Below are 11853 nucleotides of genomic sequence, written 5' to 3'. Positions count from 1 at the left end.
GAAGTGGAAGGCGGATCAGAAAACGATCCGCGGGATCGTTTTCCCGCCGGACAGTCGAGAACGGCCGAAACCTTCCATCTGAGTCCCCCCCCCTTGAGCCCGCTGCCTGCTGATGGGCGCGGATCACCATTCGGCGCTGCGCTCGGACCAGTGGCGCTTGCGCCTCATTATCGATCATCTGCACACGAGCGGGCACGAGATCGCTGTCGTTGAGAAACAAGAGGATGGTCTCCCATAGTCCGGCCTGGGTCCAACGTCGGACCTGGCGGTAGACGGACCCCCTTTTCCGAACTCTCCGTGCAGGTCGCGCCATGGGGCACCGGTCCGTGCAATCCAGAACAAGCCATCCAGAACCAGGCGATGGTTGACAGGTTTGCGGCCGTTCGGAGCACGGACGGCAGTGATGAAATGCTCGAAGAACCGCCATTCCTCGTTGGTCATCAGATTCCGCGCCAAGGTCACCTCCGTCGCAACGGCGATCTTGAATCACGGAGGCGACCGGCTGTGAATCCCTTTTGTCAACAGAGCCTAGTCAGAGTCCGGTTTGCGCTTTCGGACGTTCGTGCCTCCCTAGCAGAAGTGTGGTGTGTCCGCTCTGCCGACCTCGGATCGCTGGAAATCCGGCGCCGAGGCCCGAGCGGCCGCTTCGGTGAAGCCAAGCAGCAGCGCCCACCCGGACAGCGAATGTCCGTTCAGTGCGCGAAGGGTGAATTCGGCAGCGGGAAGATGCTGCGGAGAAGGACGAACGGCCGTTCTCCGACGCGCCGCATGGCAGCAGCGCCGGGCCAAGAGTGACCGGATTGGGGACAAGGGGCGAGACCCTGCGCGAGGGGCCCTGTTTCAGGTCGACGGCTTTCCGCGCTCTCCGCCCGCGACGCACGGAAAAACGAGCCGCGCAGCTGGCCGAATTCGGAAAGCCGCTGCGGAACCTGGCGCCGGGCCCTGTACCGCCACCGGGCGATGCTGCCTTGCCGTTGCAATCCGCCGCCAATCCAGGCCTTCGAAAAGCGCCTCGAACTGGGTGCGCGAGAGCTGAACGGTCCCGTTCCGGACGCCCGGCCAGACGAAGCCGCGGCCCTCGATCCGCTTGTGGATCACCACCATGCCGGTGCCGTCCCAGACGATCATCTTCAGCGTGTCCGCGCGTTTCGATCGGAAAATGAACACCGCGCCGTTGAACGGGTCCAGCTCGAGCTCGGTCATGACATGGCCGGCCAGCCCGTCCATTCCCTTCCGGAATGAGGCACCGTGGCGCCATCGGTCCGAGGCCGGTGCCGAATGACGGGCTCGGTGGCGAGATAGATTTTCAGTCCGTTCAGCGGCAGCATCAGGCTGCCCTCAGGGCGCGGAGGACCTTAGACAGGGTGCCCTCGTCGAGATCCGCAGGCAACTCTATCCGGACGTCCCTGATCGAAATGCAAATGGTGCAAGCCGGTGCGCAAGCCTTCTCAACCTCGCGCGCGGCGCCCGCGCAGGCGCCCGGTCATCCTCGACGACGACCTCGGCAAATCCCGCCGCCGGGCTCCTTGCCGGGGCGCGACGCAGGCGGTCTTCCTTGAGCCATTCGCGGACCAGGCGGTCATTGGCGCCGATTTCGCGCGCAAGCTCGGCGGGCGGCCGGTTTTCCTCCAGCATTCTCCGGACGGCTTCGCGCTTGAGCTCCGGCGGCCGGACATTTCAGCCGCCCTTGCTGCGCATCACCCGGAATCCCCAGACAGTTCTGCTCATGCTCGCCGCATCCTGTTCCGCGTTTCGGGCCGGGCAGGCTGGCGCCACCGAATGGCGGCCGGCACACGGCGCCCGGGTCACGCAGGATTTTAAACCGAATTCCCATGCATCCAATCGCGTTTCGGGGGGTCCGATGCACCGCTTACGGCAGAACTGGATGGCACTCGTCGGGCAGGGCTCCGCCCGTTCGGCCCTCAAATCCTGTGCCGGAGGGTTTGCCGCTGGCGCGGACCGGCCCGAACTCCCCCGGACCGTCTGCTGATCCTCCCCATTCCGAAAGGACCGGCGGACGCCCGGGATTGCCTGCCTTCGGCGCGCGCCAGGCCACGTCCCTGTCCAGCCAGACCAGGAGCGAGCCGCGCCGCCTAAGCGCGTCCGCCATTGTGCTCGAACCAATGGCGCATCAATGGCTCGCTGCAGGATTTCCAGTTGGCCGTGCGGTGCCGGGCAGGTTCCGGCTTCGCCATGCCAAGCTCTTGACCCGCCGGATCCACGCCGTGAATCCCGGAAGCCGACGAGTTCCGCAACAACGCCCATGAGACCGCAAGTGTCGCGGGCCGGGAGAAAGCGGCGACAGGTCGGATCGCCATCCGGTGCCGGATTGCAGGACCGGCCGGAGCGGCGGATCCGCGGTTTCTGCAGCCCCAGCCTCACCTCTTGCCACGCCTGGCAGCATGCATCGTCTGCACCGCGGGGCGGCAAGGCAAGGGACGGTGCGCCGCCAGCCACGGGAGACGCCAACCGGCAGCGCAACCTTGCCGCCAGCAGCTGCGGCACGGGCAAAGCCTGCCGGATCCGGGGCCCGGACAGTCCGGCGCGCAGTCGCCCGATCTGCAGCCCCGGCCCGGACGGAGCCCGAAGCGCGCCCGGAGGAACCCGCCCCGGACGCAGCGGCACCGGCCTCAGCCGATCAGGAAGTCGTCGGCGGACAGGCTGGACAGCCCTTCGAAAAGCGCCACCAGCTCGGCATCGGCCGCCTCCCCCGTGCCGTCGGCATCGAACCAGAGCCGTCCGGTCGCGGTCTCGAAGATGAATTGCGGCCCTGCTGCGGTCGGCACCGGACCCGCGGCAGAGATCAGGTCGAGTTCCCCGATGCCGCCGATGCCGAAGGCCGCGCCCGCCAGCACGATGCGGTCCTGGCCGGAGACGAAATCCTCGACGACATCGCCCGAACCGGTCGCGCCGTAGCCGAAGACGAACCAGTCCGCTCCGGCGCCGCCGCGCATCTGGTCCGCGCCCGCGCCGCCCTCCAGCGTGTCGTTGCCGCCGCGGCCGTCGAGATAGTCGCCGCCGCCACTGCCGTAGAGGAACTCGCCGGCCCCCGATCCGCGGATGTCGTCGTCGAGATAGCTGCCGCGCACGCCCTCCACCGAAACCAGCGTCAGGCCGCGGGCCAGCCCGTCATTGGCGCTGCTGTCGGCAAGGTCCACCACCGCGGAATTCGAGGAATAGAACGCGAAGGACAGCCAGTCGAAGCCGCCGCCGCCGTCGAACAGGTCGGTGCCTGCGCCGTCGCTGCGCACCAGCTCGTCCGCGCCGTTGCCGCCGAAGAGCCGGTCGTTGCCGCTGCCGTCCTCCAGCCGGTCGGCGCCGCGGCCGCCATATAGCCAGTCATTGCCCGAGCCGCCGTCTAGCTCGTCCGTGCCGTCCCCGCCCGACAGCGTGTCGTTGCCGCCGTTGCCCGCAAGGATGTCGTCGAGCGCGCCGCCGGTGACCCGGTCGCCGCCCGCGCTGCCGTCGAAGGCGAGCTGCTCGATGCCCCGGAAGGAGGTGCCGTCGTTCACCTGCACCTCGCCCGCCGCCAGGACGAAATCCGCCGCCGCATAGGTGCCGGACAGGTCGACATATACCCGGTCGACGCCATAGCCGCCAATGGCGCGGTCGAGATTGCCGATATAGAGCTCGTCCCGGCCCAGGCCGCCGCTGAGGATGTCGGCCCCGCCGTCGCCGCTGCCGTAGAGCCCGTAGCTGCGCAGCGTGTCGCTGCCGGCGCCGCCATGCAGCTTGTCGGCACCGCCGCCGCCCTCGAGCAGGTCGTTGCCGCCGTCTCCGGACAGCCGGTCGTCACCCTCGTCGCCGCTGAGCACGTCGTCGCCCGCACCGCCGGACAGGGTGTCGTTGCCGCCGCCGCCGTAGAGCGCGTCGTTGCCGCCCTTGCCGGAAAGCTGGTCGCGGCCCAGCCCGCCGTCGAAGAAGTCGTCGCGGCCGCCGCCGGTCAGGCTGTCATTCCCGGACCCCGCGCGGATGGCGATCTCCTCGACATTGTCGACCGTGGCGTTGCCGCCCGACAGCACCGCATGGGCGGCCAGCACGAAGCCCAGATCCGCGGTCGCACCGCTGCGGTCGAGCGCGGCGCGGTCGATGCCGCTGCCGCCATCGATTCGCCAGTAGCGCAGCACCTGTCCCGGAGCGCCGGCGTTCCAGTTCAGTTCGATCCGGTCGTCGCCGCCGCCGGCATCGACGGAATTTCTTCCGTTCCCGCCGTAGATCGCATCGTCGCCGCCGCCCGCCTGGATCCGGTTGTTGCCCTCGCCCGCGGAGAGCAGGTCATTGCCCGCGGAGCCGGTGAGCACGTCGTCGCCCTTGCCGCTGTCGAAGTCCACCGCCGAAGCGGCGGAGCCGTCGAGCGTGTCGTTGCCGTCGGCGGTGACGATGCGGAACTCCTCGGCATCGAGGATCACCGTGCCGTCGGACAGGTCGGAGCGGACGGCGCCTGCCGCGAAGGCGAAGTCGGTGCCCTCCGCCTTGGAACGGTCGATCGAGACATGGTCATGGCCCTCCCCGGCCTCGATCCGGTCGGCGACGGTGTCCCGGGTATAGATCCGGTCGTCGCCTGCCCCGGCCAGAATCGTGTCGCGCCCGCTGCCGCTGTAGCCGTCATCGGCGAAGATCTCGTCGTCGCCGTCGCCCGCGGCGATGTGGTCGTTGCCGTCGCCGCCGTAGATCGTGTCGTTGCCGCCGCCCGCCGCGATGGTGTCATGGCCGCGCCCGGCATCGATCCAGTCCTCGCCGTCCAGCGTGACGATCCGGTTGCCGAATACGTCCCAGTATTCCGCCTCGATGCTGTAGGCCTCGATGCCGGTGACGGTCGTGCCGTCCTCGAGCGTGTTGACCAGAGCGGCCGAGAGGGCGGCAAAATTTCCCTGCAGCCCGTCGATCACCAGGCGGTCGATGCCCGCGCCGCCGTCGATGCGGTCGCCGCCTTCGCCTCCGTATACGGTGATCCGGTCGTCGCCCGCGCCGCCCCAGACCGTGTCAGCCCCCTCGCCGCCGTCGATCAGGTCATTGCCGTCGCCGCCGTCCATCCGGTCGCCGCCCTCGTCGCCCCGCAGGTCATCGTCGCCCGCCCCGCCCGAGACGCTGTCCGCCCCGGTGCCGGCATTGACGGTGTCGTTGCCGTCGCCGCCAGTCACGGTGTCGTCGCCCGACTCGCCGTAGCTGCCGATCCAGTCGTCGCCGTCGCCGCCGTCGATGCGGTCGTTGCCGTCGCCGCCGCTCATGTAGTCCTGGCCCGCGCCGCCCAGCAGGGTGTCGTTGCCGCCGTCGCCATGCAGCGTGTCGTTGCCGCCGCCGCCCTCCACCCGGTCGTTGCCGTCGCCTCCTTCCAGCGTGTCGCGCCCGCCGTCGCCGTACAGGCTGTCGGCTCCGGCACCGCCGGACAGCTGGTCATCTCCGCCGCGGCCGCGCAGGAGATCGCTGCCGCCCTCGCCGTCGAAGCGGTCGGCCCAATGCGATCCGGTCAGCTGGTCTGCGAAACGGGTGGCGCGGACGTCGAAGCGCTCCACGCTGAGCAGGCTCAGCCCGCCGAACATCACCTTCAGCGTGATCGTGTCGGGCGCGGTGAAGGCAAGCGCCGCGGCATCCGCGGTGAAGTCGAGCCGGACCATGTCGAAGCCGGTGCCGCCGTCGATCACGTCCCCCGCCGCCAGGATGTCGGCACGGGTATAGGCGCCGCGGGCGTCGTAGGGGCTGTAGTAGCCGTCGGAATAGCCCGCGAAGGTGTCGTCGCCGAGGCCGCCGATCATGGTGTCACGCTCGGTGTCCCCGGCAATGCCGTAGACGGCATTGGCGCCGTAGAGGACATCCGCTCCAGACCCGCCGGCCAGATAGTCGCGGCCATCGCCCCCGGCCAGGACATCGTCGCGGAACCCAGCCTCGATCCGGTCGGCGCCGAACTCGCCGTAGAGGCTGTCATTGCCGAAGCCGCCGCGGATCGTGTCGTTGCCGGAGCGGCCCTCGATCTGGTCGTAGTCGTCGCTGCCTTCCAGGAGGTCCGCAGAATATGTGCCGTAGATATAGGTCATCTCTCAAATTCCCTTGGCTGGATGACAATGCGGGGCCGGCCCGCCGGAACGCTCCGGCGGATCGGCCGACTGCCTGCAGTCGCGGGCCGCTATTGCGGCATTGCCACCGTGAAATAGGGGGCGGCGGCATCCTCGCCCGAGGCGGCGGGCGGCGGCACCTGGCCGGGCACGGGCGGCTGGGCGCGCAGGAAGGCGATCAGCGCGCCAAGGTCGTCCGGCTCCATCCCGGCATAGCCCCGCCAGGGCATGACCGGCGCCAGCTCGCGCCCGTCGGGCCGGACGCCGGTTGTCAGGGCCGCCGCGATCTCCGCGTCGCTCCAGCTGCCGAGGCCAGTCTCGTCCGGCGTCAGGTTCGGCGGCCAGACGATGCCGAAACCGGGGACCTCGAAGCCGAAGGTGCCGCCGGAGAGCCCGGCCGCGGCGTCGGGCGCGCCGTCGGGACCCATCGGCATGTGGCAGCCCGCGCAATCCATGATCCGCGCGAGATAGGCGCCGCGCTCGGCGCCGACGGATCCGGCTGCGGCGGCGAGGGGAAGGCCTGCAAGCGCCAGGGCGCAGGCCGGAAGAACGGGGTTGCTCTTCATCTGGTCTTTTCCTTTCGGGTGGGGATCAGGCGCGGCGCGCGGTGCGCAGGCGGCGGACGCCGAGCAGCATCGCCAGCCCGCCGGGCATCAGCAGCAGGCCGCCGGGCAGCGGCACCTCGGACGGACCGGAGACCGGACCGCCCAGCGGATCGCCATGCCAGGCGTCGGCATAGGCCGAGAGCTCGAAGACGATCGACACGGTCTCGCCGGGATTGACGTTCGCGTTCATCGCCGTCGTGACGAAGGCGGGATTGTCGTAGCTGCCGGTCTGGTTGAACAGCATCTCCTTGGTCCAGACCGGGTTGCCGCCGGAAATGACCGAGCCGTCCGCGAGGATCCGCTCGAGATAGGCATTGACCGTCGCCCGCGCGGTGCCGAGTTCGCCGAACATCCCCTCGGGCAGAGATTGGCCGTCATTGTTGCCCTCGATCGACAGCGAGAAGCCGATGGTGACCGCGCTGTAGAAGGTGCCGAGCGTGCTGCCGCCATTGGCGAAGGTGATCCGCTCGGTGCTGATCACCTGTGCGTGGGCATAGTCCATCGGCACGCCGCTGCGCCCGGAGGTGGCGGCATCGGCCGTGACCCGGCCCTGAACGGCATCGGCCGCGGCAGTGCCGGTGCCGTCCTGCGAGGTTTCGGCATATGGCACGATCGGCATCACCTCCGGCGCGACCGTATAGGATCTGAGCGACTTGATCTCGTAGCTGGCCTCGGCATGGACGGTCGCGGCTTCGGCAGCGGGCGCCGCAAGGGCGCAGGCGGCCCCGAGAAGCAGGTGGATTGGTTTCATGATGGAAGTCCTCTCTGTCGAAATGAATGGCCATGGCTCCGCCCGGCCCGCGGCCGGGAGGCCGGGGCGGAAGGCTGAATCCGCGCTGCGGATGCCAGGATGGCCGGGAATGTGCGGCGGGATTTACCCCGCCGCGCGGGTCCGATCTACCGGCCGGATCCGGCCAGTCTGTCCGGGAAACCGGTCAGATCGCACCGGGGTCAGGCCGCCCGGGTTGCCGACAGGCCGAGTCCGGCGATCTCGCGGCGGAAGAGCCCGGCCGGGTCGTAGCGGCCGCGCAGCGCCAGCAGGCGCTCCAGCGCGGCGGGGGCATAGGCGCGGTGGATGCGGCCGGGACGCTCCAGATCGGCCTCGCCGACATAGACGCCCTTGGTCACCGGCGCGGCCGCATCCGCCACGCCGCGCACCCAGCCGGTGCCGCGGGCGTCCTCCGCCGGGTCCTGCCACAGGCCGTAGACCGCGCCGAAGGCCCGCCCGTGCATCGAGAAGGCGCCCTCCCCGGGCACCGGCGCCCGGGCGGAGCGCAGCGTCGCGATCGCATGGCAGCCGGCGCCCGGCGCCGTGGCCATGCCTTCCGACAGCGCCGCGAAGAGCGCGCCGGGCGCGTCGCTCCACAGCGCGTCCACGGCCATGCGGCTGCCTTCGGGATAGGAGGCGTCGACCTGGTCGTAGAGCGCGCCGAAGGGCGTGGGCATCGGCGGCACGGCAGCGATCTCGCCGCCCGGTGCCAGGCTGTCGGCATGGGCCAGGATCACCGCCGCCTCGGATTCGTGCCGGGCGAAGACGGTGGCGATGCCGATGGCGAGCCGTTCCGCCTGCGCGGCGAAGGGCGGCGGCGCGGGGCAGAACTTGGCCGTCATCTCCAGGCTCGCGGGTCCCTCGGCGGCTAGCGTCTCCATCCAGCCGGCCAGCGCGCCCGCGGCCTCCGCCGGATAGATGCGCAGCGCCGTTCGGATCGCGCCGGGCGCCTCCCGGAGGCGCAGCCGGTAACCGGTGACGATGCCCGGAAAGAGCGGCCCGCCGCCCTGTGCCGCCCAGAACAGGTCCGGGTTCTCGCGGCGGCTGGCCACCGCCAGGGAGCCGTCGGCGAGCACCGCCTCGATGCTTTCGACCGAGAAGCAGGCAACGCCCCAGGAATTCGCGTTCCAGCCCAGCCCGCCGCCCAGAAGGTAGCCGCTGGCCGGCACGCTGCCGCAATGGCCGAGCGGGAAGGCCAGTCCCGCCGCCCCGAGGACCGCGGCCAGCTGCCGGTTGGTGGCGGCCGGGCCGATATCGGCGAGGCGCGCGGCGGCATCCACGCGGATATGGGCGATGCCGCGCAGGTCGATCGCCATGCCCGCCTGCTGGGCCACGCCGGACCAGCTGTGGCCGCCGCCGCGCGGCGAAACGGCCAGCCCCTCGGCCGCCGCATAGCGCACGGCGCGGCGGACATCCTCGGCATCGGCGGCACGGACGATGACGCGCGGCCGGCGGGGCGGCTTGCGCCCGTTGAAGAGCAGCGCGTCGCAGGTCTCCGGATAGCCGGGATCGCTGTCGGCCACGACGGTGCCGCGCACCGCCGCCTTCAGGGTCTCGAGTTTCATGTCACTGTCCTGTCTGGCGGCCCCTGCGTCGCGCTGGGGCAGATTGCGTCCGGGCGTCCGTCGCCCGGTGCCGCCGGGATATCGCCACCGCGCCGCGGAGGCTTGCTAAGACATCCCGCGCGGAATGCTAAATGAATGCTAAACACTTGTTATGGAATGATTTTGGTCAGGCATTCCATACCCGCAGGCCGGCGTTTTCCCCGCTGCGGAGCCCGCCGCCGGCCCGGAAGAGGCGGCACGCGGCGGCTGGCCGCCCGCCCCTGGCCCATCCGGTCCCTTGCGCGTGCATTGGCCGCAATGGGTGCCGCCGCCGAAAGGGGATTCCACTGTCCGCGGCTCTCCGACGGCGGCGTTCCCGGCCGCAGGGCTGCAGCCGCGGGATCAGGTGCCTCCGGAGGCGCCGGATGGGCCCGCCGGCCATGAAAACTGGGACATGCAGCCAGAGGGCGGAACTTCCCTCGGCTTCGGGCACCCTCACCAATGCACTGCAATCGTTAAGATAATCCGGACGTCTACCAGGCGAAAGCCACGCCCTGCCACCCCGGCACAGGGCCGCGCCCAAATATTCGGAAAATTTGATCTCAATCATGCCGGAGCCTGTTTCCGGGGCATAGCCTTGCGCCAGATGCGTGCTCAAGCGTGAGTCCGTGCCAACGCAGGAGGAAGCAATGGCCGACACAATCTCCACTTCAGGCGGCAGCATCCAAGGCGACCTCTATGGCGACCTCTGGGTGCTTGCGCGGGACCTCGATCCGGCCGATGGCGGCGGGAACGGGGAGCCGGTTCTGGACGAGAACGGCCAGATCATCCCGATCGGATTTGACCCGGTGACCGGGGACTATTTCCCGATCACCCTCGTGGAAGGGACGGAAGGGGACTACGAAGTCCCGGCCGACCAGCTGCAATACATCCAGGAAATCGACCTGGAGCGGGCCAACATCATGCGCTCGCCCGACCAGGTGGTCGAGAGCGCGCTTGAAGAGGCCCTCGCCAAGATCGAGGGCGGCACCGTGATCGAGGCGGATCCTTCGGGCCGCATCATGGTGGACGGCGTGCTGATCGACTCGCCGCGCGAATGCCTGGCGCTCTACAAGCTGGTCATGCAGGCCGGCGGGGCGACAAGCTGGACCGAGGCCCAGGCGAATGCCGAGGGCAACGTGCCCGCAGCGCTTGCCGGCTTGATGGCCTCCGGCTGGAACCCGACCGGCCTTCTGGCCGGGGTGTTCTCCAAGTTCAGCCCGATCAGCATGGATGCGGTGATCACCGCGCATACGCTGATGGACGTGAACGAAGTGACCGAGAACGGCAGCTCCGCTGAGGTCAGCTACTACAGCTTCACCGACGGCGGGACCGAGAGCTTCGACTACGACCGCGTGGCCACCTACGGCGACACCTGGATCCAGTGGTACCAGGACCTGGACGGCGATCCGTCCGACCTGGAGGCGGTGCAGCGCACCCTGCTGGACGTGATCTGGGGCACCGACCGCAACGGCGACGGGATCAACGACGTCGGCAGCGGCACGGACTGGACCGACCAGTACATGGCGCTGTCTGAGGACGGGCTGAGCTTCGTGCTGGCCGACGGGTCCCCGGCCGGGATCAATGACTGGGCCCAGGCGGTGGAGGATGCCCGCCAGGCGATCTACGTGATGCACGAATCCGTGGGCACCACCGTCGTCGGGGCCCCGGCCGACAGCGATGACGTCATCGAGGGCAGCTCCGTGGCCGACTACATCGCGGCCTGGGGCGGCGACGACCTGGTGATGGGCTACGAGGGCGCCGACTGGATCGACGGCGGCGACGGCAACGACACGCTGCTGGGCAATCTCGGCCGGGACACGATCGAAGGCGGCGCGGGCGACGACGAGCTGCGCGGCGGCATGGGCGACGACCTGCTGCTGCAGGGCATGGGCAAGGACCGTCTGTTCGGCGGGCTCGGCAATGACCGGCTGTTCGGCGGCCTCGGCGCGGACTCGCTTGACGGCGGCGACGGCGACGACCGGCTGAACGGCGGCTTCGGGTCCGACATGCTGACCGGCGGCGACGGTGCGGACAGCTTCTTCTTCCGGATCACCGACGCGGCGCATGTCGACACCATAACCGACTTCGATGCCGCCGAGGGCGACCTCGTCCGGCTCGACCAGATGGATGCCGACGCGGCCACCGCGGCGGACGATGCCTTCGCCTTCATGGGCTATGCCGGTTTCACCGGCACTGCAGGCGAGTTGCGGGCCGCCGATCTGGGCGGCATTCAGCGGATCGAAGGCGATATCGACGGTGACGGGGCGGCAGATTTCGCCATCGACATCGTCGGCACCGACGCGGCCGAAGCGGGCTGGTTCGTCCTCTAGCCCGGGTCCGGCACCGCAGACCGGCGATGCCGCATGACATATCCGCCCGCGCTTCACGGCGCGGGCGGATTTTCGCGTGCCGCCGCACCCTGCCAGCAGGATTTGCGGGATGGCCAAGCTGCGGAGGGGAACCCGTGCTCCCGGCAAGTCCCGGATCCGCGCAGACGAATTGCGTCCGCTCCGCGGCGCACTCGGCCCGAACCGTTGCCGGGGCCGCCGCGAGTCCGTGCGAGATGGGAAGGCGCCATGGCCATGGCACGGTCCCTCACCGGCTGCAGAGCTGCGCGCAGTAGGCCCGGCCCCTGCAGCCTGCGCACCGCCACCCCCGCCCCATTCACGACGCAGGGCCGAATCCCTGCCCGCAGATGTCCTGATCGCCTTTCACGGGACCTGCGGCTGCGACGTGGTCCCTGTCGCAGCCCTGGCAGGCCTCCGAAAAGTCTTGCGCGCGGACGGTTTCCGGCGTTCTGGGCGGGGTGGCGCGATCTTCCGGCCTTTCTTGCCCCCGGAACG

Annotated in this window: 5 protein-coding genes and 4 pseudogenes; 1 reads left to right on the top strand and 8 read right to left on the bottom strand. The window is 69.8% G+C overall.

Going from position 1 to position 11853, the window contains the following annotated elements:
* Positions 1-54: 54 nt before the first annotated feature.
* The 8 genes and pseudogenes from HCC78_RS29815 to HCC78_RS29780 all read right to left on the bottom strand — a co-directional run.
* Positions 55-462: pseudogene (locus tag HCC78_RS29815) on the bottom strand (transposase); the annotation flags it as partial.
* Between the two features lie 378 nt (positions 463-840).
* Positions 841-1230 (bottom strand): annotated as a pseudogene (gene tnpB, locus HCC78_RS29810) (IS66 family insertion sequence element accessory protein TnpB); the annotation flags it as partial.
* A gap of 162 nt (positions 1231-1392) precedes the next feature.
* Positions 1393-1656 (bottom strand): annotated as a pseudogene (locus HCC78_RS29805) (hypothetical protein); the annotation flags it as partial.
* Positions 1657-1999: 343 nt separating this feature from the next.
* Positions 2000-2195, bottom strand: a pseudogene (locus HCC78_RS29800) (hypothetical protein); the annotation flags it as partial.
* Between the two features lie 435 nt (positions 2196-2630).
* Entirely contained in the window at positions 2631-6032 is a 3402-nt protein-coding gene (locus HCC78_RS29795; protein ID WP_172332383.1) for a calcium-binding protein, read from the bottom strand.
* Positions 6033-6121: 89 nt separating this feature from the next.
* A complete protein-coding gene (locus HCC78_RS29790; RefSeq protein ID WP_172332382.1) occupies positions 6122-6616 on the bottom strand; it encodes a c-type cytochrome in 495 nt (164 codons plus the stop codon).
* A gap of 25 nt (positions 6617-6641) precedes the next feature.
* Complete coding sequence (locus tag HCC78_RS29785; RefSeq protein WP_172332381.1) at positions 6642-7406, bottom strand: hypothetical protein; 765 nt, start codon at positions 7404-7406, stop codon at positions 6642-6644.
* A 200-nt stretch (positions 7407-7606) separates the two neighbouring features.
* Positions 7607-8989: an FAD-binding oxidoreductase gene (locus HCC78_RS29780; protein ID WP_172332380.1), complete on the bottom strand. Its 1383-nt coding sequence runs from the start codon at positions 8987-8989 to the stop codon at positions 7607-7609.
* A gap of 668 nt (positions 8990-9657) precedes the next feature.
* Between HCC78_RS29780 and HCC78_RS29775 the strand changes: the two genes are divergently transcribed.
* Positions 9658-11340, top strand: coding sequence for a calcium-binding protein (locus HCC78_RS29775; protein ID WP_172332379.1), 1683 nt, complete (start codon positions 9658-9660; stop codon positions 11338-11340).
* Positions 11341-11853 lie beyond the last annotated feature (513 nt).

This window comes from Mangrovicoccus sp. HB161399 (assembly GCF_013184745.1).
In the GTDB taxonomy this organism is placed as follows: Bacteria; Pseudomonadota; Alphaproteobacteria; order Rhodobacterales; family Rhodobacteraceae; genus Mangrovicoccus.
Note: the sequence above shows the minus strand (reverse complement) of the source record. Positions and strands in the feature narration are given on the sequence as shown.